General features: G+C 70.0%; 21 protein-coding genes. 11 read left to right on the forward strand and 10 right to left on the reverse strand.

From position 1 onward, the window contains the following. Positions 1-123: 123 nt before the first annotated feature. Complete coding sequence (locus MYMAC_RS11030) at positions 124-1581, forward strand: hypothetical protein (protein WP_095958057.1); 1458 nt, start codon at positions 124-126, stop codon at positions 1579-1581. Positions 1582-1692: 111 nt separating this feature from the next. On the opposite strand, the gene MYMAC_RS11035 is transcribed toward MYMAC_RS11030, so the two are convergent. Then, positions 1693-2469 carry a M57 family metalloprotease gene (locus MYMAC_RS11035; RefSeq protein ID WP_095958058.1) on the reverse strand — a complete coding sequence of 259 codons (777 nt, stop codon included), beginning with the start codon at positions 2467-2469 and terminating at the stop codon, positions 1693-1695. 92 nt (positions 2470-2561) lie between these two features. Beyond that, positions 2562-4304, reverse strand: coding sequence for an N-acyl-D-amino-acid deacylase family protein (locus tag MYMAC_RS11040; RefSeq protein WP_095958059.1), 1743 nt, complete (start codon positions 4302-4304; stop codon positions 2562-2564). Between the two features lie 196 nt (positions 4305-4500). On the opposite strand from MYMAC_RS11040, the gene MYMAC_RS11045 reads away from it, so the two are divergent. Next, complete coding sequence (locus tag MYMAC_RS11045) at positions 4501-4761, forward strand: hypothetical protein (RefSeq protein WP_013938805.1); 261 nt, start codon at positions 4501-4503, stop codon at positions 4759-4761. A gap of 32 nt (positions 4762-4793) precedes the next feature. Here the strand turns inward: MYMAC_RS11045 and MYMAC_RS11050 are convergent, their stop codons facing one another. Next, the gene (locus tag MYMAC_RS11050) at positions 4794-5495 is read right to left on the reverse strand and encodes a VOC family protein (protein WP_239989475.1); all 702 of its coding nucleotides are present in this window, start codon (positions 5493-5495) and stop codon (positions 4794-4796) included. Positions 5496-5664: 169 nt separating this feature from the next. Beyond that, complete coding sequence (gene folD, locus MYMAC_RS11055) at positions 5665-6555, reverse strand: bifunctional methylenetetrahydrofolate dehydrogenase/methenyltetrahydrofolate cyclohydrolase FolD (RefSeq protein ID WP_095958061.1); 891 nt, start codon at positions 6553-6555, stop codon at positions 5665-5667. A gap of 219 nt (positions 6556-6774) precedes the next feature. Here folD and MYMAC_RS11060 point away from each other — a divergent pair, with 219 nt between their 5' ends. The 3 genes from MYMAC_RS11060 to MYMAC_RS11070 all read left to right on the forward strand — a co-directional run bounded on the left by MYMAC_RS11060 (position 6775) and on the right by MYMAC_RS11070 (position 8707). Then, positions 6775-7584: a GNAT family N-acyltransferase gene (locus MYMAC_RS11060; protein WP_095958062.1), complete on the forward strand. Its 810-nt coding sequence runs from the start codon at positions 6775-6777 to the stop codon at positions 7582-7584. 80 nt (positions 7585-7664) lie between these two features. Next, positions 7665-8348: an iron-containing redox enzyme family protein gene (locus MYMAC_RS11065; RefSeq protein WP_095958063.1), complete on the forward strand. Its 684-nt coding sequence runs from the start codon at positions 7665-7667 to the stop codon at positions 8346-8348. Positions 8349-8440: 92 nt separating this feature from the next. Continuing rightward, positions 8441-8707 (forward strand): DUF3892 domain-containing protein, encoded by a 267-nt coding sequence (locus tag MYMAC_RS11070; RefSeq protein ID WP_204817510.1) that lies wholly within the window; start codon positions 8441-8443, stop codon positions 8705-8707. Positions 8708-8736: 29 nt separating this feature from the next. Here the strand turns inward: MYMAC_RS11070 and MYMAC_RS11075 are convergent, their stop codons facing one another. From MYMAC_RS11075 to MYMAC_RS11085, 3 genes are all read right to left on the reverse strand, one after another. Further along, on the reverse strand, positions 8737-9819 hold the full coding sequence (locus tag MYMAC_RS11075; protein WP_204817512.1) for a helix-turn-helix transcriptional regulator: 1083 nt from the start codon (positions 9817-9819) through the stop codon (positions 8737-8739). Positions 9820-10062: 243 nt separating this feature from the next. Beyond that, a complete protein-coding gene (locus MYMAC_RS11080; protein WP_095958066.1) occupies positions 10063-11955 on the reverse strand; it encodes a methyl-accepting chemotaxis protein in 1893 nt (630 codons plus the stop codon). Positions 11956-11978: 23 nt separating this feature from the next. Then, positions 11979-12515 (reverse strand): PDC sensor domain-containing protein, encoded by a 537-nt coding sequence (locus MYMAC_RS11085; RefSeq protein WP_095958067.1) that lies wholly within the window; start codon positions 12513-12515, stop codon positions 11979-11981. Positions 12516-12888: 373 nt separating this feature from the next. On the opposite strand from MYMAC_RS11085, the gene MYMAC_RS11090 reads away from it, so the two are divergent. After that, positions 12889-14214: a ferritin-like domain-containing protein gene (locus MYMAC_RS11090; RefSeq protein WP_170114726.1), complete on the forward strand. Its 1326-nt coding sequence runs from the start codon at positions 12889-12891 to the stop codon at positions 14212-14214. 125 nt (positions 14215-14339) lie between these two features. Then, complete coding sequence (locus tag MYMAC_RS11095; RefSeq protein WP_095958069.1) at positions 14340-15368, forward strand: pirin family protein; 1029 nt, start codon at positions 14340-14342, stop codon at positions 15366-15368. Between the two features lie 136 nt (positions 15369-15504). On the opposite strand, the gene MYMAC_RS11100 is transcribed toward MYMAC_RS11095, so the two are convergent. Then, positions 15505-16302, reverse strand: a complete 798-nt coding sequence (locus MYMAC_RS11100; RefSeq protein ID WP_095958070.1) for a DNA alkylation repair protein — start codon at positions 16300-16302, stop codon at positions 15505-15507. Positions 16303-16490: 188 nt separating this feature from the next. On the opposite strand from MYMAC_RS11100, the gene MYMAC_RS11105 reads away from it, so the two are divergent. Continuing rightward, positions 16491-17243 (forward strand): sulfite exporter TauE/SafE family protein, encoded by a 753-nt coding sequence (locus MYMAC_RS11105; RefSeq protein ID WP_095958071.1) that lies wholly within the window; start codon positions 16491-16493, stop codon positions 17241-17243. A gap of 265 nt (positions 17244-17508) precedes the next feature. Next, positions 17509-18486 (forward strand): NADP-dependent oxidoreductase, encoded by a 978-nt coding sequence (locus tag MYMAC_RS11110; protein WP_204817514.1) that lies wholly within the window; start codon positions 17509-17511, stop codon positions 18484-18486. Between the two features lie 100 nt (positions 18487-18586). On the opposite strand, the gene MYMAC_RS11115 is transcribed toward MYMAC_RS11110, so the two are convergent. Next, complete coding sequence (locus MYMAC_RS11115) at positions 18587-19627, reverse strand: linear amide C-N hydrolase (RefSeq protein ID WP_095958072.1); 1041 nt, start codon at positions 19625-19627, stop codon at positions 18587-18589. 317 nt (positions 19628-19944) lie between these two features. On the opposite strand from MYMAC_RS11115, the gene MYMAC_RS11120 reads away from it, so the two are divergent. Beyond that, positions 19945-22317 (forward strand): helicase-related protein, encoded by a 2373-nt coding sequence (locus MYMAC_RS11120; RefSeq protein ID WP_095958073.1) that lies wholly within the window; start codon positions 19945-19947, stop codon positions 22315-22317. A 155-nt stretch (positions 22318-22472) separates the two neighbouring features. Here the strand turns inward: MYMAC_RS11120 and MYMAC_RS11125 are convergent, their stop codons facing one another. Continuing rightward, a complete protein-coding gene (locus MYMAC_RS11125) occupies positions 22473-23837 on the reverse strand; it encodes a Vgb family protein (RefSeq protein ID WP_239989476.1) in 1365 nt (454 codons plus the stop codon). Positions 23838-24114: 277 nt separating this feature from the next. Between MYMAC_RS11125 and MYMAC_RS11130 the strand changes: the two genes are divergently transcribed. After that, a complete protein-coding gene (locus MYMAC_RS11130; protein ID WP_420810036.1) occupies positions 24115-24774 on the forward strand; it encodes an outer membrane beta-barrel protein in 660 nt (219 codons plus the stop codon). Positions 24775-24780 lie beyond the last annotated feature (6 nt).

A 24780-nucleotide genomic window follows, 5' to 3' on the forward strand; every position in this document is an offset into this window, starting at 1 on the left:
GGCCAACCCGGACTTCGGGGCCAGGGGGTGTTGGAAACCCCTGGAAACACCTGGAGTCTGGGTTGGCGCGGGCGTTGCTGTAGCGGGGGGGCACTGTCTTCCCACCCCAAGGAGCAACGCCCCATGCAGAACGCCAGGTCCTGGCTCGCGGCCGTCGCGGCTGTCGCACTTGTCACGACGGGTTGTGACCCTGATGAAGCCCCCGACGCGAAGAAGGTCGCTGACATCGCCGCCGGCCGCTCCGCGGAGGCGATGCGAGGTGTCAGCAAGAGCATGAGGACCGCCTCGGGCCTGTCCTCGCTCAATGGCCTGGGCGAGGCGATGGCCCGGTTCGGTGCGGGCTTCGAGGGGGTGCCCATGCCGGTGCTGCCGACGGGTGAGGACGGCGCGGCGCTGGCGGACATGTTCGACGCGGAGGACACGGACGCGCAGGCGGGCGAGCTGGAGCGGTTCCTGCGCGAGCGCGTCTTCACCGAGGCCAACATCGAGTCCACGGAGGGCGGCGCCACCGTCTTCCGTTTGAAGGGCGAGCAGCTCTGCACGGATGGCCGCGAGCCCGCGGACGCGGACTGTGTGCGCGCCGTGGACGAGGCCCAGTTGCGGATTCGCGCGACCAGCGAGGGTGACGACACCCTGGAGCTGGAGCTGCTCATCGGCGCGAATCGCGCGGAGCCGCTGGCGCTGCGCTTCCTGCCCAAGGACGTCGCGCTGGTGGTGGACCTGGGTGGCCTGAAGAGCGCGGTGGCGGGGCTGGATGCCGAGGTGGCCGGGGCCCTGCCGGCGGTGATGGTGGGCCAGGTCGAGCTCAAGGTGACGAAGGAGTCCGAGGCGCACTGGATTGTCAGTGGCTCCATCCTGGAGGCGCTGCGCCTGGAGCTGGCGATGGAGGGGAGCACCTTCGCCTTCTCGTCCGCCCGCGCCGCGCCGCTCGTGGCGTTCGCGGTGGACGGTGACGCGAAGCGCGCTCGCTTCGAGCTGGACCTGAACACCACGGAGGTCCGCGTGCCGTACGTGGGCCCGGCGCCGGCGCTGCAGGGCAAGGACTGGACGGTGTCCCTGTCGGGCATCTCCTACGCCGTCGAGGCGACGGAGAACCAGACGGACTTCGTGATGGGGAACCTGGGCCTGGGCGACGCGACGAGCCACGTGAAGCTGGGGAACGACACGCTCTTCTCGCTGGACCTCAACGAGCAGTCTGGCCGGCACTTCGACCTGACGCTGACGCGCGGGGCGGATGGGGCGCCGCTGCTGAAGGTGCAGCCGGAGTTCGACCTGGTGACGCACTTCTACCTGGCGCCGCTCATGGCGGACGCCGCGTCGGAGATACCGGCGGCGTACGCGGACGCGACCTACCGGCTGCGCCTCAGCGGCGGCGCGGGAGGCCCGAGCCTGCGCGCCGCGCCCGCGAATGCCTCCACGGGCTTCAAGGGAGGCCTGCAGGTGGTGACGGGCGAGCTGCTGCTCTCCGCCCATGACACGCAGGTGACGGTCTCCCAGGGCCAGTGCCTGGTGGGCGCGGAGCCCGCCACCGGGGAGGAGGGCTCGCTGCTGGCGTACCTGCGCCAGGGGAGCTGCGAGTAGTCCCGCGACGCTGGGATGCCGCACGTGAGGGCCGCGCCCACTCCAAGGAGGGCGCGGACCTCGCCGGGCGGGATGATGCGCCCAGGGCCAGGCGCATCGTCCCCTTGCTGCTCAATAGAGGGCGTTCAACGCGGCGATGTCGGTGCTGGTGAAATTGCCGGTGGTGTCGAGTGGGAAGCAGGTGTTCATGATGGACCCGCCTGGCGTTGCCGTCGTGGGCGTTCCAGGGATGTGGATGGCGCCCACGCCCGTCGGCTCTCCCGGACCTCCACCACCCCCGGTGCTGCAACTGATGTTTGGATTGTAGTAGTCCGTGTGGCGGAGGCCGATGGTGTGGCCCAGTGCGTGGGTGATGACATGCTCGGCGGCGTACACGCCGTAGTCGCTCAGCCCGGTGCCAATCAGAATCACCCCGTAGGGGAGCCCTCCCGATGGCTGGCCCGCCGAGTGCCCGGTTCCCCTCATGGTCCTCGCGGAGATGGTCGCGTCGCAGCCGGTCGAGGTGCCGAGGAGGAATCGAAGCCTGAGCCCCAGCATGTTGTAATTCGTGAGCGCCCTGAGCAGGCCCGAATAGAGGAGTTGATTGCCGCTGAACTCCGACGAGGGATGGACGCAAATCGTCGTCACGTTGGGGCCGACGAGGTTGGCCGATCGGTAGTGCTCCTGGCTTCCCTCACCAGGTTGGAGCATCTCCCGCGAGGCCGCGAGCGGCACATGCGCGTCGCCTCCGACGTGGACGGCTCCGTCGACGACGGTGATGTCCTCGGCGCGAAACCCGGCCTTGAGCAGGTTGGCGACGGTTTCAGCGTTCGCGTCGTGTGAGTCCGGACCGCAACCAGCAAGCAACACGCCACAGCTCGACATCAGGACTGCCACGCTCTTCAACATGGTGGGATGGGCTCCTTTCGTGAAGCGGGTCTCTTCGCTACGCACACCTGGACGTCGCAGGCGGGCACTGCGGCCACGGGGCTTTCCGCCGCTCAGGCCTGGGCGCGCAGCACGCCGCCGAAGCCGCGCTCGCGGCCCAGCGCCGGAGACACGCCGGCCTCGTTCACCGCTTCTCGCCCGGAGATGAGCACCGCCTTCACCGCGGCGTCGTTGCGGTTGACCAGCCGCACGAAGCCTCCGAAGTTCTCCATGGGGGCCTCGGTTATCTTGTCGAGCTTCGCGTCCAGCCCCTCGGGCTGGATGACGACCAGGTCCGCGCGACGGCCCTCCGCCAGCACACCCGCGTCCAGTCCGAACCACCCGGCCAACTCCCCGGTGAGCCGGTGGACGGCGCGCTCCATGGACATGATGGGCTCGCCGCGCTGCTCCGCTTCGCGCACCAGCCGCAGCATCCGGAGCGGGAAGTTGTAGTGCGCCATGTTGCGCAGGTGCGCCCCCGCGTCCGAGAAGCCCATGAGGATGTCCGGGTGCCGGACGATGCGCTCCAGCTCCCTGGGCCGGTCGTTGGCCATCACCGTGTACCAGCGCAGGGCGTCTCCATGGGCGGAGACGAGGTCGAGGAAGACGTCCACCGCGTCACGCCCCTGCTCCTTCGCCACTTGGGCGAAGGACTTGCCCACCACGCTGGCGTCAGGGCACTGGAGGATGCGCGACTCATTGAAGTCCCGGTGGAAGGCCTTGGGCAGGAAGCGGTTCGTCCACTCGCGGCGGAAGCGCTCCCGGTACTCCGGCGTTCGCAGCAGCCCCGCGCGTGAGGTGGCGTCCTGGAGGTGGAGGGCGGCGGCGCCCGCGCCGAACTCCTCGAAGACGACCAGGTCGATGCCGTCCGCCCAGAGGTCGAAGATTTCGGGCAGGGCCTGCCACCGGAAGTCCGCCCCCAGCAGCCGGTTGGCCACCTGCGACAGCGCGCCGATGAGGCGGTGGATGCCCCGGTTGGCGCGCGTGTCCATCATGGAGATGACGGTCGTCTTCAGGCTGGGGCGGAACAGCCCGATGCTCTCCAGGAAGAACAGCACCACGTTCACCTTGGTGCTGATGTTGGGCACGCCCTGGAAGACCCGGCCCCGCTCACGCAGCAGCCGCGTCAGGCGGCGGTACTCGTTCCACCGCGCATAGGTGGAGGGCAGCGGGCGGCTGCGGATGTCCCGGGTGCCGCCCATCTTGTCCCACTTGAGCGTCATGATGGACAGGCCCAGGTAGCCGAGCTCGAGCCCCTCGCGCACCAGGGACTCCATGGCGCGCAGCTCGTCCTCGCGGGGGCGCACGCCGGACTCCAGGCTGCGGTGCAGGCCCATGGTGTGGGCGCGCAGCGCGGAGTGCCCCAGGAACGACGCCACGTTGGGCCCCAGCGGGAGTTGCTCCAGGTGCTCCAGGTAGTCGCCGAGCGTGTTCCACGTCTTGCGCTCCTCCAGCAGCGACCGGACGGTTTCGTAGGGGATGGCCTCCACGCGGCAGAACATGTCCGCCAGGTCCTCGGGCGAGCCCAGCGCGAGGCTGAGTGAGCAGCTCCCCAGCATCACCGTGGTGACGCCGTGCCGCACGGACTCCGACAGGGAGGGCGCCAGCTCCACCTCCGCGTCGTAGTGCGTGTGGCAGTCGATGAAGCCCGGTGTCACCCAGTGGCTGGTGGCGTCGATGACGCGCGTATGGGGGGCGCGCGGAAGCGGTGCTTCCGAGAGCGTGGTGACGGTCTTCCCCTGGATGCCGACGTGGAGCTTTCGCGGGGGATTTCCCAGACCATCGAACACGAGGCCGTTCTCGACGATGAGGTCCATGGCTGGAGCCTAGGTGCCATCGATTGTCCGCTTCCAGCCAGAAGGCGCTCCGACCGTTCTCTCCTCTACATGCCGGCGTGGATGCCATTGTCCGGGCGCGTCAGGGGCATGGGCCTCCCGGGCAGCCGTGCGGCGCGGGCATGACTACCTTGGCGTGCGGAAGGCGCGCAGGGACCAGGCGCCAGGGAGGCGTGCAATGCAAGGCAAGGGGCGGAAGTGGCTCACGCTGGTGGGGCTGGGGGTGTCGCTCGCGGCGTTCACCGGGTGTGATGAGCAGACCGCGAGGGAGAACTCGCGGGAGGTGGGCCGTGAGGTCGGGGAGGCGACGAAGGACCTCCAGGAAGGGGCACGGGAGGCCGCGAAGGACGCCCAGGACGCCGCCCGGGAGGCGACAGAGGGGTTCAAGGAGGGGCGCGGCGGCTCGGGGAATTCCGACGCGGGTGTGGACGTCGACTGAGGCCGGAGCCGGCGAGGACTGCCCCTCTGCCGCTACCTCCGCCGCGTGGCGCGCGTGCGCCTGGGCGGCGCTCCGGCGAGCCAGTTCTCCAGCCGCTCCGAGGCCTTCAATTCCTCGGCCAATTGGCTTCGTGCCTCCTTGGAGAGGGGCAGGGCCTGGAGTTGCTGCTTCAGGGACTGCCCCTGCGTGGCTTCTCCCAGGGCAATCGCCAGCTCCAGGCGGGCCGCCAGCGCGCGCGCCCGGTCCACCACGGTGGCCTCCGCTCCAAACCTGGCGAGCCCGATGTCGAGCGCCCGCGCGGCGCCTTTGTCGTCGTTCTTGAACTCACGCAGGATGCGCGCGTTGTCGATGACCTTCGCCAGACCGGTGAGCTTCGCGGAGCCGCCGTACTCCAGGTCCTCTGGCTCATCGCGCTGGATGAAGATGATGTTGTTGCCGGTGGGGTCAACCAGCGAGAAGCGGCTCTGGCCGGGCCGGAAGCGGGTGAGGCGGGGCCTGCCCGTGGCCAGCACCTTGCCGTACTTCGCGCGCAGCGCCTCCGAGAAGGCTCGGTGGTAGGGCTCCACCGTGTCCACCAAAACCAGACATCCACCTGTGCTCTCTTCGCTCGGGTCCAGATTCTTGGAGCCCTTGCCGAAGTGCAAGTGGATGTCACGCCAGCGAAACGCCAGGTACAGATAGGGCCTGGTCATCTGGTACGTCACGGCGAAGCCGAGCGCCTGGTAGAACGCCAAGGTCTCGTCAGCCGAGACGCAGGGAAGCAACGGCACAGTCGTTTCCTGACCGCGGATGGCGGTGGCCTTCGTCGCATGGGTTGGCATGGCGCGAAGATAGGCGAGCGGCAGCGCCAGCTGCGCGGCTTTGTTTCAGGCGCGCAGGTGTCTGTTCGCGCGCGCTCGTGGGTCAGCCTTGTGCCGTCCGCGGCTGCGCCTGTTTCGCGGCCTGGAGTGTGTTCGCCAGCAACATGGTGATGGTCATGGGGCCAACTCCGCCGGGCACCGGGGTGATGGCGCTGGCGATGGGCTGGATGGCGTCGAAGTCCACGTCGCCCACCATCCGGTAGCCGCGTGGAGAGCCTTCGTCGGGGACGCGGTTCTGGCCCACGTCGATGACGACGACGCCCGGCTTCACCATGTCCGCGGTGATGAGGTTCTGCTTGCCCACCGCGACGATGAGGATGTCCGCCTGCCGGGTGAAGGACGCCAGGTCCGGCGTGTGGCGGTGGGTGAGGGTGACGGTGGCGTCCGGGCCGGGGGCCATCAGCAGCGACGCCAGCGGCTTGCTGACGATGAGGCTGCGCCCCACGATGACCACGTGCCGGCCCCGCGTGGGGATGCCCTCGCGGCGGAGCATCTCCATGATGCCGGCGGGGGTGCAGGGCACGAAGGCGCGCGGGTCTCCGACGAAGGCCAGCCCCGCGTTCACCGGGTGGAACCCATCCACGTCCTTGGCCGGGTGGATGTGCTCCAGGACGGCCTTGTAGGGCAGGTGGGCGGGCAGCGGGAGCTGCACCAGGATGCCGTGGACCGCCGGGTCGGCGTTCAGCCGGTCGATGACCGCGAACAGCTCCTCCTTCGACACGTCCTCGGGCAGCGTCAGCGTCTGGCCGCGCATGCCCAGCGCCTCGCACGCCCGCGTCTTGCTGGCGACATAGGCCTGGCTGGCGGGATTGTTGCCCACCAGCACCACGGAGAGCCCGGGGGTCACGCCCGCGGCCTGGAGCGCCGCCACGTCCTGGGCCATCTCCGCCCGCATCACCCGGCTGAGTTCAGTTCCATCAAGGGTCCGCGCCATGCGCGGCTTCTTACGTCAGATTCTCCGGGTTGGCGCAGCGCTTCTTCAGGGGCGCCACCCGGGACGGTGTCCTGGGACACGCTCCCCGTCGTACCCCGTGGGCCCTGGCTTCGCGGGGAGCGAAAAGCGCGGGGCGCGCGCGCACTCGGGGCCTCGGCGGCGAATGAAGGGGCGAGGACGGCGCGACGCCGGACCGACTTCGCTACCGGGGAGAAACCCATGACGTCCATGCACTGCCGTGTTGCCACCACCCAGCGCGAGCTCGACGACGCGGTCCGCGTCCGCTGGGCCGTCTTCGGCGGAGAGCTGGGGTTGATGACGGGGGAGATGTCGCCGTCGCGCCGCGAGGTGAGCTGTTTCGACACGCTCGACACCACCGTGCACCTGATTGTCTACGCGGACGCGGCGCCGGTGGCCACGTCGCGGCTGCTGCTGCCCAACCCGGAGGTGGCGGAGGCCATGGGCGGGCGGCTGGGGCTGGAGCTGGAGCAGAAGCTGGACCTGTCGGACGTGGTCCGCCCGGGCCTGGTGCTGGCGGAGACCTCGCGCTTCTGCGTGCTGGGCGGCTGGCGGCACACCGAGGCCGTCACGCGGCTGCACGCGGGCATCTACGCGGAGAGCCGGCGCCGGGGCGTGACGCACTGGATTGCCTCCGCGAACCTGGACACGGATTCACGCGAGGACGCGCTCCTGTCCTGCCAGGTGGCCGCCTACCGGGGCTGGATGAGCCCGCGGTGGCGCGTGGACGTGCCGGAGCCGGTGGAGGCGCCCGTCATCCCCAGCAGCCCGTACTACACGCCCCTGGAGCGGCAGCGCGCGGAGCAGGGGCTGCTGGACGGCCTGCGCGTGCCCCGGGCGCCCACGCTCTTCGCCCGGAAGATGGGGGCGCGCTTCATCTCCGAGCCCCTCTACGACGCCAGCTTCCGCCGCTTCACCCTGCCGCTCATCGCCGCGCTGGATGAGATTCCCCGCGGCACCCTGGCGCGCTTCAACGCGCTGGCGCAGCAGCCCCTTCGGCGCGCCGCCTAGCCGCCCGCTGTCCTTCCTTCCCTTCACCTTCAACGCGCAACAGCCGGGGACCGAGAACGGCCCGGAGACAGGAGACGTCCGTGAACACGCAAGTGCAGAATCCGACGCAGGTGGACTGGGTGGCGGTGCTGCGGCACGAGGCCCGGGGGCTGGTGGACGCGCTGGACGCGCACCCCGACGCCCGCCGGCTCTTCGACGGCACCATCGACCCGGAGGGCTATATCCATTACCTGGTCCAGACCTACCACTACGCGCGCTGGAGCACGCCGATGCTGGCGGAGGCGGGGCACCGGCTCGAGCGCCAGGGCCGGCACCCGCACCTGGCGGAGCTGCTGGTGCAGAAGGCCGGCGAGGAGCGGGGTCATGAGAAGTGGCTGCTGTCGGACCTGAGGAACCTGGGGTGCCCGGAGGCGCGCGTGGAGGGCGCGGCGCACACGCCCGCGGTGGACGCCTACACCGGCTGGAACTTCTTCACCTCCCGCTCCGGCGTGGCCACGGCGGTGCTGGGGACGGCGTACGTGCTGGAGTACCTGTCCCAGACGCGCGCCACGGGCGTGGTGGAGCGGCTGATTGAGGCCGACCGGATTCCCAACATCCGCAAGTCCGTCACCTTCCTGCGCAGCCACGGCGCGTTGGACGGGGACCACGTGGCGGAGATGGAGTCGGTGCTGCGCACGCTCACGGACCCCGAGGACCAGGCGGCGGTGATCTTCTCCGCGCGCGCCACGCGCTGCATCTACCCGGGCATCTTCCGCGAGCGCTGAGGGCCGCATACCTCCGCGGTGGTAGAGACAGTCCCGCGCGTGACGGCGATCCTCCGCTTCGAATCGTCGTCAGCGAAGTGGGAGGCGTCTTCATGCGCTACATCACTCAAATCCGGCTCGAGGGAGGCGCGCTTCACGAGCACATCGCCCGCCTTCGGTGGAAGGAGCAGGAGGGCAATCAGGTGGGCGAGGCCAGCCGCGCGGAGCTGGTGCAATGGCTCAGGGCGGGCGGGGATGCCCGCGTGCAGACCTGGCCCCGTGACGTGAAGGTGGCGGTCATCGAGGCCAGGCCTCCGTACCTGCGCACGAAGGCGAACGGCGTGCTCACGGACAACCTGCTGGAGCTGCCGCGGTTCTGACGCGCTCCGGGCGCGCCCGCCTCCAGGCCTCAGACGGGCTTGTTGAGGTGGGCCGCCTGGTAGAGGAAGTCCGTCCGGTTGTCGACCTGCAGCCGGCGGAAGATGTCGCGCACGTGTGTCTTCACGGTGTCCTCGGCCAGGCCCAGCTCGCTGGCAATCTGTTCGTTGGACCAGTTCCGCAGCATGCCCCTGGCGATGTCCACCTGCCGGGCGGTGAGCTGCTGGCGCATGGTCTCCGGGAGCGGAATCGACAAGGGAATCTCGTGGAGGATGAGGGCCCACTGACGCGGGCCCTCGGCTTCGGGGAGCTCCACGAAGCGCACCACCCGGTAGGCATCCCCGTGGAGGGAGACCCAGACGTTGAAGGGCAGGCGCGCGTCCGGCGTCATGCGCGTCAGGGCCTCCAGCCGCTCCATCAGGACCCGCGGAATCCCCGAGGCGTGCAGGTCGGAGGGGTGGAACCACCGCTCCAGCAGCGTGGCGGCCCGGCGCGAGCGCAGCACCTCGTGCGAGGGCGGCGCCACCACCACGAAGGCGGCGTCGGCGCGGCTGTAGAGCTCCTCCAGGAGCCGCCAGCCCGTGGAGACGGTCTGCACCTCGCGGCAGTTGCGCACCGCGTTCAGCAGGTGCGGCGTGAGGCTCGTCAGGAAGGCGGCGTCCCGCTCCGAGAATGCCAGACGGCGGTCCCGGTAGAGCGTGAAGGCCCCGAAGAGCTGCGGGTACACCGGCAGCAGCACGGCCATGACGTGCTCCAGGCTCAGGTCCAGCTCCTTGCTGCGCTGGTAGAGCGCGCTGCGCTCCAGCTCCTTGCGGGAGAGCATCTCCGAGTCCCGGAGGACCACGTTGGGCTGCGCGAAGATGGGGGCGCGGACGAAGTCGGAGTCCGCCCACTTGGAATACTCATCCAGGAGGGCCAGCCGGTGGCCGGGCACCAGCCATTGGAACTCCATGACGGCGCCCAGCTTGACGAGGCACAGGCCCGCATAGTCCGCGGGCGTCAGCTCGAGCAGCGGCGCCCGGGCGGCTTCCAGCGCCTGGGGGAGGGACAGCGTGCTGTTGAGGGCGGCGATGACTTTGTTCTGGAGCGCGAATTCGTGCGAGGTGACGTTCATGCGCGAGAAGGTCCTTCCTGCCGGGTCAGGCAACCCCGCGGGGCCATTTCGGTGTCAGGCCATTGAATAGGCGCGGGCTGGAAGACTGTCCCTCACCCCCCAGTGGTAGGCCCCGAGCTTGACAGGAGGCTCGCTTGCCTTCCGGCTGTCATGCAAGGGGTTGTCGGTGGCTTGACAAGCGCATGGCGTTGCCAGGGCGGGACGCCCTGGGTGGGGCTGGCGGGAAGGGGACGCCGCGGGGCGTCAGACGCGGTAGGTGCCCGCCGCCACTTCCATGCGCTGCGCCACCTCGCGCAGGGCCTGGGTGGTCTGCTGGGTGCCTTTCATCCCCTGGAGCGTCTCTTCCATCATCCGGGACAGGTCCGTCACGGCGGTGAAGATTTGCGCGACGCCCGCGTTCTGCTGGCTCACCGCCGTGGCGATCTGCTGCGCGGCGCTGGCGTTGTCCTGGATGATGCCCGCGAGCTCGCGCAGGCTCTCCCCGCTGGCGCGCACCTGGGTCAGGCCGACCTCGGTGCGGCGCTGGCCTTCCTCGGACAGCAGGGACGTGTCCCGGATGGCGCGCTGGACGTCGTCCAGGATTTCGCGGACGCGGGCCGTGGAGCTGATGGACTGGTCCGCCAGGCTGCGAATCTCCCGGGCCACCACGCCAAAGCCCTTGCCGTGCTCGCCCGACCGCACCGCCTCGATGGCCGCGTTGAGCGCCAGCATGTTGGACTGGTCCGCCAGGTCCTTCACCGACTGGGTGATGCCGCCAATCTGGCGCGTGCGCTCCTCCAGGGCGGTGATGCTGCCCGCCATCCGGCCCACCTGCTCGCGGAGCTGTTCGAAGCCCTGGAGGCTGGCGCTGACGGTGGCCTCTCCGGCGCTGCCCACGTCGCGGGCGCGCGCGGTGACGCCGAGCACCTCCTGGGAGCGCTCCGCGGCCATCAGCGACGTCTGCTTGATTTCCTGCGCCGTCGACTGCGTCTCCTGGAGGGCGGCGGCCTGGCGGGACAGGTTGCGCTCCTGCTGGGCGGCGGCGCTGGTCAGCTCCGCCACCGTCTGCCCCAGCACGCGCGTGCCCTGCTGGAGGCTGGTGGTGGACTCGCGCAGGTGGCTCATCATCTGGGAGAAGGCCGCGGCCAGCTCGCCGACCTCGTCCCTGCGCGAGGGCACCTCCACCTGCTGCGTCAGGTCCCCTTCGCGGACGATGCTCCCGACGACCTCGCTGAGCGTGGTGATGGGCCGCGTCACGCTCCGGGCCAGCCACCAGGAGCCCAGCATGCTCAGGACCAGCGCCGCCGCCGTCAGCGAGCCGGCGATGAGGGCGCCCCGGTTGAGCGCGGTGTAGGCCTCCTTGGGCGAGACGGTGGCCACGAAGCGCCAGCCGTCACCCACGTCCACCTCCGTCCTGCCATCCACGGCCTCGAAGCGGAGCGCGTTGGCGACGCGCGGCGCCCCGTCCTGGCGGGAGTCGAACAGCGGCGTCCCCTCCGCGGACAGCACCTCCAGCGCGAAGCTCTGCTGTCCCCGTTCGCGGGCGCGCGCCAGCGCCTCCGCGACCTCCGTGCCCACGTGGCCCCAGTCATAGGCCGCCAGGAGGATGCCGATGCGCGAGTCGCTGATGGGGCTGATGACGGGCACCGCGAAGGGCAGCACGCGCTTCTGGAAGAAGGGGTCGACCTGCGCCAGGGATTGGTCGTCCAGCCGGTTCTCCAGCGCGCCGCGGAACCAGGTCGTCTGGCGCACCTCCTGCTCGCGCCCGGCGAAGGACGCCAGCAGGGCCGGGGTGCTGGCGGAGAGCGCCCGGCCGTCCTCGGAGAACAGCACCAGGCCGGCGAAGGACGCGTGCCGCTTCTTGAGTGACGCCAGCACCGCGTCGCTCTTGTCGAAGGTGTCGAACAGCAGGGCGCCGCGCACGATGGAGTCCTCCGCCCAGCTTCGCGCGTTGCCTTCGCGTTCGGTGAGCGCGGCTTCCACCAGCTCCCGCAGGCCCTCCGCCTCGGCCTGGAGGGTGGCGTGAATCTGCTCCCGGAGCGCGTCCTCGGAGGAGCGCTTCACGAGGATGCTGAGCGGGGCGATGGCTCCCGCGACCAGCAGGAACACGGCCAGCATGAGGCGGGTGCGGAGCTTCATTCCGTCGAGGAAGCGCATGAGAGTTCGAGCCAGCGGGAGGGTCAGAGGTCCATCAGGGAGATGCCGACGGAGAGCGCGCCGATGGTGCGCCCGCCATCACGGACCGGGAAGGAGACCTGGATGACGAAGGACTGCGAGGATTCGTCGAAGAAGGGCTTCTCTCGAAGCTGCGTCCCCTGCGTGAAGGGCACCTGGAACTTCTCCTCGTCCCCCTGCCAGTAGTCGGACGTGCGGCGCGTGGAGCCCACGAGCGCGCCCTGGTTGTCCATGGCGAAGGCCTCGGCGATGACGCGCCCCAGCTTCGCCCGGTGCCGGTTCAGGACGCGGGAGCAGGCGCTGTTCAGCAGCCGCTCCTTGAAGGGGGTCAGCGCGGGGGTCGCCATCCAGGCGGTGTCCTGCTCGCGGATGGTGCCCGGGGAGACGCGGCGGGCGTTCTGCTCACGCACCGCTCGGATGACTTCGGGGTCGGTGGCCAGCTTCTGGAGCGCCGGCACGAGCTGGTCCACCTTCTTCACCTGCGCCACGCCGTCGGCGGGCATCTGTGCCAGCACAGCGACCGCGATACTGAACCACGACATCCGCACCTCATCCCCAAGGCAGGCTCACCGGGCCGGGTGAGGCGCTGCCTGTGCCATGCTTGCGGCGCCAGTGTGACACAAGCATTTGCCTGAAAACAAAACCCGCTTCTCACGGCGGACGACGGGGCGGGTTGCCTGGCCATACACTGGGAGGGAGTCGCTGTTGACTCGCGGCTGTGTCTCACTGTTCTCGCATGGATTGCGGATTTTTAATCCATGCAAGTCATGAGGGACATGCCCCCTCAGGTTTCTGAGCGGAGGGCGGATGGAAACGTCGGGATTTCAGGGCGCCTGCCTGGGGCGGCCTGGCGCGAGGGGGTTGGCATCCGCATTGCTGATGCTTGGGGCTCCACCTGAAGGAGGCCCTGCATCCATGGAATCGAACCGCTTGCGTCTGCTCTTCTCCCGAGCCCTGCGTGCCTCGCTCGCCTCGCCCTTGGTGCTTACAGGGTGTGACGGTGGTGAGGTGGATTTGACAGGCTATGTCGAGCCTGCGTGTGAGAACCGGAACCTGGCTGTGACAGGTTTGTCACCTGTGACGACGCCTGAGTTCATCGCGCTCCGCGCCTTCGCCCCAATGGACGAATCCGCCGAGTCGAAGTGGCGGGTCTCCTCGACAGGAACACCTTGTGCCACGGCAACCCAGCCCGACGTCTGTCAGTCCGCGCTGGAATCACTGGCGCCCACCCCGGGCTTCCGCGACGCCTGCGGAGTCCTCTGCACGGACTATTTCCTCGCGACCACTCGCGGCGACACGGTGTCTGCCATCGCCTCGTTGGAAGCCCTGAAGGCGTTCCTGGGGCCCATCGACACGACGCAAGAAGCCGCGCTGACGGCCTTTGCCTCCGGCTACGACATCGGCTGTGGCAATGGGCTCAATCATGGCGCGGTGAAGGACCTGGGCGACGGCACGTTCGGCGTCGTCGGCACTCAGGGCATGGCGTGTGGCAAGGGGACGGAGCTGACGCGACATGTGCTGCGGGTGACTTCGACGGGGGAGGTGGTGGAGGAGGAGCGCACGGTGTTGGAGCGGGGCTCGGACAACTGTGCCGTGGGGCGCAGGCCGGAGGGCTTGCAATCGCCCGGCGCGGTGGCCTGTGACGATGTGCTGGGGCGGCACTTCGCCACCATTGCCCACCTGGAGGCCGCGTCCATCCAGGCCTTCCTGCGGCTGCGGGAGGAGCTGGCCCTGCATGGGGCGGACGTCGCGCTTCAGGACGCGGCGCTGGTGAGCGCGCTGGAGGAGGTCATGCACACGGAGGTCAGCGCCCGGCTGGCGGGACGGCACGGCGCGACGCCCCCGGCGCCCCAGGTGGACGCCGCGGCGCCGCGCTCCTTGTTCGCGGTGGCGCTGGACAACGCGGTGGAGGGCTGCGTGCGGGAGACCTTCGGCGCGCTGGTGGCGCGGCATCAGGCGATGCATGCCCGGGATGGCGAGGTGCGCGCCTCCATGGCCCGTATCGCCGAGGACGAGACGCGGCACGCGGCGCTGTCCTGGAAGATTGACCAGTGGGCCCAGGCGCGGCTCTCGGGCTCCGAGCGGGAGGTGCTCCAACTCGCGAAGCAGCGGGCGGCGGCGGCCCTGCGCGAGGAGGCCGCGGCGCCGGTGAATCCGGTGCTCGTGTCCGAGGCCGGCCTGCCTTCTCCCGAGGTCGCGGTGGCCCTGGTGGACACGCTCGCACGGGAGCTGTGGGCCTGAGCCCAGGCGTCCGGCCGGCCAGCCCAGCAGGGCAGGCGACGGAGGATGCGCGCTGTTAGTCTTCCTGGACGGAGCCCTGCCCAGCGGAATCTTCACGGGGCTCCAGAAGGGAAGAGGCGCAGCAGATGAGTCAGCAGCCAGAAGCCGTCCTTCGTGTGGAGCCGCTCGGGATGCCGTGGCGGACCCCGGACCCGTTCCTCTTCTGTGTCCACCACGACGACAAGTACCCCGTGGGGAACGAGCGGCTCGGGCCCTCCGCCTCGCTGGCGGGCCGCAACATCGGCCAGGACTTCGACGGGCGGGACGGCTGGAACATGTACCACGGCACCGTGGTGCCCGGCTTTCCCCAGCACCCGCACCGGGGGTTCGAGACCGTCACCGTGGTGCGCAGGGGGCTGCTCGACCACTCGGACTCCCTGGGGGCGGCCGCGCGCTTCGGCGGTGGAGACGTGCAGTGGCTCACCGCGGGCGCGGGCATCAACCATTCGGAGATGTTCCCGCTGCTGTCGCGTGACACGCCGAACCCGGTGGAGCTGTTTCAAATCTGGCTCAACCTGCCGCGGGTGAACAAGCTCGTGGCGCCGCACTTCTCCATGCTGTGGAACCACGTCATCCCACGGCACGTCGCCCGGGATGAGGCGGGACGCACCACGGAGGTCACGGTGGTGGCCGGCACGCTGGGAGACGTGAAGGCGCCACCGCCGCCGCCCAGGTCCTGGGCCGCGCAGGCGGAGGCGGACGTGGCCATCTGGACCCTCAAGCTGGCGCCGGGCGCGCGCTGGACGCTGCCGGCGGCGGCCCAGGGCAGCAACCGGATGTTGTACTTCTTCCTCGGCTCCGGATTGCGCGTGGCGGGTCGTGCCATTCCGTCGTCGCGCAGCATCGAGCTGCGCGCCGACGTGGCGGTGGAGTTGGAGAACAGCGGCGCGGACGAGGCGGAGTTGCTGATGCTCCAGGGGCGCCCGATTGGCGAGCCCGTCGTGCAGTACGGCCCGTTCGTGATGAACTCGCGGCAGGAAATCCAGCAGGCCTTCGCGGACTACCAGCGCACGGGGTTTGGCGGCTGGCCGTGGCCGGCCAATGACCCGGTCCATCCCCGGGAGGAAGGCCGCTTCGCGCGGCACGCGGACGGCCGAGTCGAACGTCCCGCCTGAGCGGACGGGCTACGAGTCCTGGCGCTTCGTCACGGCGCCCCGCTTTCGCCGCGGGGCGCCGGGCCTCGCGGCTTCCGGGCCGCCTGCGCCACCTGGCCGCTCCTGGATGCTGGGGCACTGCACCCCGTACCGGGCTTCAGCCGCGCGAGCGCTTCGGCGTCTTCGCCGCGGCCTTCTTCCGGGTCGCCTTGGGTTCGGGCTTCGGCGGCTTCGCATCCGCCTTGGCGAAGGCGCGCAGCGCGTCCTTCCCCACCCAGCGCGCGGTGGCGTCACCGCTGGCCGCGAGCCGGGTGGCCAGGGCGCGCGCCGCCTTCCGGAGGGGAGGGCTGCGCCTGACGCCAATGGCGCGCAGGGCCCAGTTCACCCCCTTCTTGACGAAGTTCCGGCCGTCGGTGGCTTCGCGCTCGATGAGCGCCAGCGCGCCGAGGAAGGGCGCGTCCTCACAGGCCTTGTCGTGGACCGCGAGCGAGGCGAGCAGGGCAAAGGCCGCGCGCTTGACGAATTCGTCGCGGTGGCCGGCCCACGTGTCCGTCATGGCCCAGGCATGCGGGCTGCGGTCCCAGAGCGCGAAGCAGAGCCCGTCGCAGACCGCCCAACTGTCGAAGTCACGGGCCCACCGGTTCATCTCGGCGGGAGTGACGCGGTCCACTTCACCGACGTAGGCACAGAGCATGCGTGCCTCGTAGACGCCGGTCTTCCACAGGGCCGTGGCGAGCGCGTGGTCCTTCCCGAGGCGACGCGCGAGCCCCTGGATGTCCCGCATCGCCACGCCCAGGGCGTGCTCGGCGGGAATCCCATACCGGGCGAGTCCGTCCCGCACGGTGGGTGAGGCGAGGCGTTCGAGCTCGGCCAGGGCCTCACGTACCCGGGCCTCGGTGTCCTCACGCGAGGTCGTGCTGCTCGTCGTGGGGCGGGTGTTCTTCGTCGTCGGCATGTGTGTCGCGTGCTCCTGTCCGCCACGATAGCGCGCTCACGGCGCGGCGAGGCGCGCGGCGAAGCGGGGCGCACCTGGGCACCCTCAGGCGGAGCCTGAGGCGGCAGCGGGCCCTTCCGAATTCTCAGGCCGCCGGGGGGCACGCAGACTCGCCGGGTCGAATCCCTTTCTCGTTCGGGGCCGCGCCCATGCCATCCACCGACCATCTCTTGCTGACCGTGGCCGTCTTCGTGCTCGCGGGCTTCGTCAAGGGCGTGGTGGGCCTGGGCCTGCCCACCATCGCCATGGCGTTGCTGGCCCTGGTGATGCCGCCCGCGACCGCGGCCGCCCTGCTCATCGTGCCCTCGCTGGTCACCAACGTCTGGCAGCTTCGGCCCGGGGCGACCCTGAGTCCCTTGTTGCGGCGATTGGCGCCGATGCAGGCCGGCGTCTGTGTCGGGACGCTCGCCGGAGCGTGGGTGCTGGGCGCGCCCGTGGGGGCCTGGGCCACGGTGTCGCTGGGCGTGGCGCTGGTCGCCTACGCGCTCTGGGCCCTCAGCGGAGCCCGCATCGCGGTGGGGCCGGTGGGGGAGAAGTACGTGGGGCCCTGGGTGGGCGCGCTCACCGGCTTCGTCACGGCGGCGACGGGCGTCTTCGTCATCCCCGCGGTGCCGTACCTCCAAGCGCTGGGGTTCGAGCGCGAGGAGTTGATTCAAGCCATGGGCCTCTCGTTCACGGTGTCCACGCTTGCCCTGGCGGCGGGGCTCTACGTCAACGCGCCCGAGTCCGGCGGCGCGCACTGGGGGCTGTCCCTGCTGATGCTGGCTCCGGCGCTGCTGGGGATGCAGGCCGGACAGGGGCTGCGCCAGCGGCTTCCGCCCGCGCTGTTCCGGACATGCTTCCTGGCCGGCTTGATGCTGCTGGGAATCCACATGGTCGCCCGCGAAGCGCTGGCGGGGTGAAGGTGGCAGGTCCTGGGTCGCAGCCAAACGCCATGAAAGTGTCACCGGCCGCGCAGGAACCGGGGATGAACCTGCCCGCGCTGCGTCAGGGCCTCACTTCGAGCGGTCGCCTCCACGCTCGGTGATGGGGCGCGCGGCGCGGGCGGGCATGGGAGCGTGCCCTGGCTCGTGGCTTCGCGCCGGGCCCTGCATTCCATGGGGGGAGTGCCCAGCCTCCGGGAGAACCCTGTCGGGGCGTGAGCACTCCGCCCGCGAGGAATCCTCCATGAAGACGTCCATTCCATCGCAGATGAAGGCCGCCGCCATTGACCGCTTCGGTGGGCCGGAGGTGCTCGGCATGAAGACGGTCTCCGTTCCTCCCGTGGGCCCGGGAGAGGTGCTCATCCAGGTGGAGACCGCGGGTGTCGGCCAATGGGACTCGGCGGAGCGTGAGGGCGAGATGGAGGAGCTCAAGCCGGGCAAGTCATCCTTCCCCTATGTGCTGGGGACGGACGGGGCTGGTGCCATCGTGGCTGTGGGGGAAGGCGTCAAGGACCGCAAGGTGGGCGACAGGGTGTACGCCTCTGGCTTCCTCAGCGACAAGGGCGGGTTCTTCGCCGAGTACGCGGTGGTGAAGGCGGGCGACACGGCGCCCATGCCCAAGGGGTTGAGCGCGGAACAGGCGGGCGTCCTGGCCGCGGACGGCATCACGGCGCTTCAGGGGGTGCAGGACACGCTGAGCATCCGCGAAGGCATGACGGTGCTGGTGTGCGGCGCGAGCGGCGGCGTGGGCCATCTGGCGGTGCAGCTCGCCAGGCGGCTCGGCGCGCGCGTCATGGCGGTGGCCTCTGGCGCGGACGGCGTGGCGTTGGTGAAGCGCCTGGGGGCGGAGCAGGCCGTGGATGGACGCGGCGACGGCGACCTGGCGAAGGCGGTTCGGGACTTCGCGCCGGACGGGTTCGACGCGGCGCTGGTGCTCGCGGGTGGCGAGGGCATCGACAAGGCGCTTCAGGCCGTGAAGAAGGGCGGCCACATCGCGTACCCGAACGGCGTGGAGCCGGTGCCGCGCGCGCCTGACGGCGTCAAGCTGTCCTCCTACGACGGCAAGTCCAACCCGGACGTCCTGGCGCGCCTCAACCGGCTCATCGAAGCAGGGCCCTTCCACGTCGAGGTCGCTCAGGTGTACCGGCTGGATGACGCGGGGCGCGCGCTGGAGGCCGTGAGCAAGCATCACCTGGGCAAGCTGGCCCTGCGCATCCACTGAGATGCCGCGCGCCAGGTCATGAGGCTGGCGTGGGTTGCCATGGCAGCTGCCGGGACGGCCGGGCGTCCGCATCGGGATGCCCGGCGCCGCACCAGGGCGCTCAGCCCGCCAGTCGCGCGGTGATGTCGATGCCCGACGTGATGGGAGGGACGTCAATGCTCTTGCGCTTCGCGGCGGCGGCGAAGTCGAGCGTCTTCAGGTCCACCGACTGCACGGCGAAGCTGTCGTAGAAGCGGATGTTCAGGACGCGGTTCGTGAGGTCCTTCACCACGACCCAGAGGGTGTGGTCGCATTTCTCCTGGTCGGGCGAATCCGCGTGCTTGCGGCTGGTACCCAGCGGGATGTCCACCGCGTTGAGCAGGTGGAGCGCCAGCACGCTCGCCTCGTGCGCGTTGGTGGGGACCTGCGCCGCCTGCCGGAGGTAGGTGGTACGGACGAAGCGAGAGGGCGGCGTCGAATCCCCTGGCAGCCCGAACATGCCGCTGCCGCACCCGTGAGGGCTGAACTGGGCGGAGCCCAACGTCACCGGGTCGGTGTCATACGGGCTCAGCCGCGCATAGTTCCTGAGGTTCTGCAGTTGCTCTGGGAAGGTCGGGTGGTTGGTCAGGACGCCCACGGGGTTGTCCTCGCCCGTGTAGAGGTTCATCTCTCCGTTGATGAACTCCACGACCAGGCTGTTGCCCTTCGCATCGTGAATGGGGAAGTGCAGCGGAGCGAGCTTCGTCAGCCATTCGCTGTGCCAGATTTGGACCTCCTTGCGCACGAGGACGTCGTACACCTCCTCCACGGTGGCGAAGTTCCCCAGCGCCCAGCTCACGAAGAGCTCCGGCGCCAGGGCCTTGGCCGGGTCGGTGGCGTGGGGGAACTGGGAGTCAGGCATCCAGAGCGCGCCCGCGGACAGCCCCTCCGTGTTGAGGCCATCCGTGATGGCGGTGATGCCGAAGAGGTCTCCCGTGACGCCGACGAAGCCATGCTTCGAGGTCCACGTCAGCCCATGGGGGTTCAGCATGGACGCCGGAGAGCGGAAGGTCTCCCCGGGGGCGTGGACCCTCAGCTTGGAATGAAGGTCGACGCCAAACTCCATGCTGCGGCCGACGACGGCGCTCGAGTCCTTGGCGACGATGAGGAAGTTCGTGCACATGAGAGCGGCTCCTTGAGGATGTGCCAGGGTTTGCCTGGGACAGAGCACTTGTCGTGCCACCGCACGCCCCTGGCGGACCGCTGTTCTTCCCGAGGGTTGATTCGCGCCGGAGGGTGATGACGCGCCCGTTGACGTGTTCGGCCCGCGAGGTGACATGTCAATGGGGCCGCCACGATGTCCGCGGCGTCGTGGTCCAGATGCGGGAGGGGCGCAGCTTCAGGGTCGGTCAATCCGGAGTCCTCGCCGGGCTGGACTGGGAGGGGCCTCGCCGCCAGGAGCGCCGGGCGGCGGGGCTGCCCCGAGGTTAGAATCCGCGGATGAACGCCAGCCCATCCAGCCGGTCGTCCGTCGTCGTGGCGGAGCTGGGGCCCACGAACACGGGGAAGACGCACCGGGCCATCGAGCGCATGCTCGAACATGACTCGGGCATCATGGGGTTGCCGCTCCGCCTGCTCGCCCGGGAGGTCTATGACCGGGTGACCGCCCGGGTGGGCGAGGGCCGGGTGGCCCTGATGACGGGGGAGGAGAAGCGCCTGCCCCCGCGCCCCGACTACTGGATTTGCACCGTCGAGGCGATGCCGACCGACAAGGCCGTGGACTTCATCGCGGTGGATGAAATCCAGCTCGCCGCCCACCGCGAGCGCGGGCACGTCTTCACGGACCGGCTGCTTCATGCGCGGGGACGCAAGGAGACCTGGTTCCTGGGCGCGGACACCATGCGGCCCATGGTCCAGACGCTCATCCCCCACGCGTCGGTGAAGCGCGCCACCCGCCTGTCGCAGCTTCGCTACGCCGGGCATCGCTCCCTGAAGAGCCTCCCGCCGAGGTCGGCGGTGGTCGCGTTCTCCGCGGACCGCGTGTACGAGCTGGCCGAGTCGCTGCGGCGGCTCCGGGGCGGCGTGGCCGTGGTGCTCGGGGCGCTGTCGCCCCGGACGCGCAACGCCCAGGTGGCCATGTACCAGTCCGGGGAGGTGCAGTACCTGGTGGCCACGGATGCCATTGGCATGGGGTTGAACCTGGACCTCAACCACGTGGCCTTCGCCGCGCTGTCCAAGTTCGACGGCGCCGACCAGCGGGAGCTCTACCCGGATGAGCTGGCGCAGATCGCCGGACGCGCCGGGCGTCACCTGAACGACGGGAGCTTCGGCACCCTGAACACGCTGCCGGAGCTGCCGCCGCGGGTGGTCTCCGCCATTGAAACGCACCGCTTCCCGGCGGTCCGGAGCCTCATCTGGCGCAACTCGGCGCTCGACTTCTCCAGCCCGGAGGCCTTGCTGGACTCGCTGGCGCGCGCGCCGGGGCACAGCGCCTTCATCCGCGTGGAGCGCGCGGACGACTTCGATGCGCTCAAGGACCTCTCGCGCGTGCCGGCCATCCAGGAGCTGGCCAGGGGGCCGGCCATGGTGGAGCTGCTGTGGCAGGTCTGCCAGATACCTGACTTCCGCAAGGGGCTCTTCGGGCAGCACGTCGCGCTGCTGCGGGAGACCTTCCTGCAGCTCACCGCCGGAGACGGGCGGCTGGACCCCACCTGGTTGAACAAGCAGGTGTCGCCGCTCGACGACGTGTCCGGCGACCTCCACACGCTGATGGACCGCCTGGCGGCCATCCGCATCTGGACGTACATCAGCCACCGGCCGGGCTGGCTGCGCGAGGCGGAGCAGTGGCAGGCGCGCACCCGTGGCATCGAGGATGCGCTGGGGGACGCGCTCCATGAGCGGCTCGTCGAGCGCTTCGTGCAGCGGGCGGCGAGGCGCAGCGCGCGCCGCTTCGCGCGGCCCACCGCGCGGCCCGCGGCCGGCTCCGACAGTCCCTTCGCGAAGCTGGGGCACCTGCTGGACGAGATGCCGGGCGCTGACGGCTCGGCGATGACGGAGGAGCAGTTCGTCCAGCGCGTGGTGGACGCGAGCCACGACGCCTTCCAGGTGGACGCGGCGGGCGTCATCTCCTTCGAGGGCGAGCCGCTGGCGCGCCTCGTTCGTGGCACGGACCGCCGCTCCCCCTTGCTGGCGCTGGCGGAGCCGGAGGTCTGGACGGCCGGCGCCCGGCAGCGGCTGGAGCGGCGGCTGCTCGCGCTGGCGAGAGACCTCGTCACCGAGGCCATGGGCGGCTTCCCCGCGGAGTCCTTTTCCGGCGCGGGGCGCTCCCCCGTGGCGCGGGGGCTCGCGTACCGCCTTTCCGAGGGGCTGGGGGTGATCAGCCAGGGGGAAGCACGCGAGCAGTGGCGGCTCCTGGATGAGGAGGCCCGGGCGCGTTTGCGCGAGCAGGGTGTCTGTGAGGGACACCGCTTCGTCTACGTCGCGGAGGCCCTGGCCCCGCATGCGCTGGAGCGGCGCCGCATGCTGACGTCACTGTTCCTGCAACGGCCGGTGCCCATGGGCGTGCCGCGTGAGCCCGTACTCCCGGCCTCCTCGCTGGACGGCCGGGAGGCGCGCGCCTACGGGTACGAGGTGCTCGGGAGCGTGGCCCTGCGCATCGATGTCGTCGAGCGCCTGAGCGAGGCCCTGCGCCATCCCCATGGGGGCCGGCAGGTGCATGCGCTCATGCGGGAGCTTCACCTGGAGGGCGGTGTCCGGGCGCGGGTGTTGCGCGAGCTGGGAGGTGCTTCCGGAAGTCCTCCGTCGAGGCGCCGCCGCCGGAGGCGTGGGGGCTCCGCGCCAGCGTCCGGCAAGAGCGGCGGGCACCCGAGCTGACCTGAGGCGCACTGAATGCAGGAGGCCTCGCGAATGCGCTGGAGCGTGGCGGCCGTCATGCGAAGCGGCACGCCCCCGCCAGCCTTCGAGCGCTCGTGGCGCTCATCCGGGAGCGGAGGCGTGGCCGCGCGTTGCGCCGCTGGGGACGGTGGACCTCAGTCCGCTTCGTATCCGTGTGGCTTGTGGTGGTGCTTGGAGGGCATGAACGTCAGGGTGGCCGCGTTGGCGCCAGTCCCCACCCCGACGAAGACGTCGATGAAGTCCCCCGTCTTCCCGCTGTAGCGCAGCACCGTCCCCGGGAGGAAGTCCGGGATGTACAGGTTGCCGTCCGGGCCGAACTCCATGTCCACGAAGTCAGTCAACCCGCCGCTTCCCGGCTCGACGAACACGTCGATGAAGGCGCCCGTCCTGGCGTTGAAGCGCAAGACGTCATCGCCAGCCGTGGTGCCGACGTAGAGCTTGTGGTCCTTGCCAATGGCGACCGTCACGGCATCGATGCCCGGAATGAAGATGGCGCCGGACTGCCCCGCCGCGGGGAAGAACGCTCCATTCTCGTCGTAGCGCACCACGTTGTTGCCCAGGATGCTGACGACGAACAGGTTCCCCTTCTTGTCGAAGGCCATCTTCTGGGGAACCAACAGCCCGCCGCCCGAGGCGAACACGTCGATGAAGGCGCCCGTGGTCCCGTCGTAGCGCAGCACGCTGTTGGTGCCGCCAAAGCTGTCGGCGACGTACAGGTTGCCATCGGGGCCGAAGATGAGGCCGCCGGGGAAGCCCAGGCCACCGCTGCCGGCGGGCACGAAGATGTCGATGAAGGCGCCCGTCTTCCCATTGAAGCGCAGCACCTCCCGGGTGTTGAAGCTGGCGATGTAGAGGTTGCCATCCGGTCCGTAGACGAGCTCCTGCGGGTTGGAGAGCCCGGCGCTGCCCGGCGGGATGAAGAAGCCGAGGAAGACGCCCGTCTTCCCGTCGTAGCGCAGCACGCTGTTGCTCACGTTGTTGCTGACCAGCAGGTCCCCCGTCTTCCTCTTCCGGACCCGCACCTGCACCGAATCCAGCCCCCACTGCTCGTTGGCCTCGCCGCGCGGCGGGTCCGCGAAGCGGAGCGTCAGCCGGTCTCCGGTGTGCCTGAAGGTGAAGGTCAGCGGGTAGATGGCGTCGCCCCGGCTGCCGTAGCCGGACGCATCCGGGTACCCGAGCTTGCCCTTCTGCGCGGCGCCGGTGAGGCCCGGATAGCTGCCCTGGGGATAGGGCTCCGGGTACGACTGCGCGTAGCGTGCATCGAACGGCGCGGCGTCGTTGGAGAAGGTGGCATCCAGCAGGATGGGCCCATCGTCCACGCTCGCGACCCAGCGGTCGGGGCCCTTCGCCGCGTCATTCCCATCCCACGACTTCAGGACGAAGAGCTCCAGGCGGACCTCGACCTCGTCATGCGCGGGCAGGTCGGCCAGGCTGAGGGTGACTTCCTGCTCGCTGAAGGGCCCCAGGAACTTCCGTTCTCCCTTCGGCGTCCGGGACACGGTGCGGTGGCTCCACTCAGCGCCTGCTCACCGAATGCGTCTGCCTGCTCGTCGGGGCCTCCCATGCACCCGACCCACCACGCCGCCAATGCCGCACATCCCAGCCGCTCCGGGGCGCGAAGTGGAGCGGGCTGCCCCCTTCACCGGGATGGGCCGATGGAAAGGGGGGTTCGCACCGGCTGTGCAGTGGGATGCACACGGCGGGACGTGGCCTGGCGAAAAGCCCGCGAAATGACGGCGTGGACGGTTGGCCATGCCATTGCAGAGGCGCGGCGCCGTGAACAGCTCCTTTCGAAGCCGCGTCCGGTCGCTCCTGCTCCCATCCACCCTTCTCCTGGCGGTGCCCGCCGTCGCCCAAGCAGACAGCTCGGGGGCGGGCTTCACCTTGGGACTGCGCGGAGGCTATGGGGTGCCGGTGGGTGATGCGTTTGAGAATGCTCCCTTGAATGACCGCTTCGAGGGCGCCATCGCGCCTCAAATCGACGTGGGGTACTTCCTCAACCGCAATGTCTCTCTGGGAATCTACGGCCAGGTCGGGTTCGCGCAGGTCAACCCGGACCTCTGCCCGGTGACCATTGATTGTGAGGGCCGCGTGCTGCGCTTCGGCGTGGATGTGAACTACCACGTCACGACGACCGGCGCGCTCAGCCCGTGGCTGGGGTTGGGCGTGGGGTACGAAATCGCGGAGTTCGAGGCGTCGTCGGGCGACATCCGGGGCTCGAGCTCGATGCGGGGAATGGAGCTCGTCCACCTGCAGGGCGGGCTGGACTTCCGGCTGTCCTCCCAGGTCTGGCTGGGGCCCTACGCGGTGGCCACGGTGGGCCAGTACTCGCGTGCCTCGGCCCGCCTGGGCTGGTCGGAGGTGTCCGAGGACATCGAGGACAAGGCGCTCCACTTCTGGCTCCAGCCGGGGCTCCGGCTCCAGGTCCGGCTGTAGCCAGTC

Source organism: Corallococcus macrosporus DSM 14697, assembly GCF_002305895.1.
Classification (GTDB): Bacteria; Myxococcota; Myxococcia; order Myxococcales; family Myxococcaceae; genus Myxococcus; species Myxococcus macrosporus.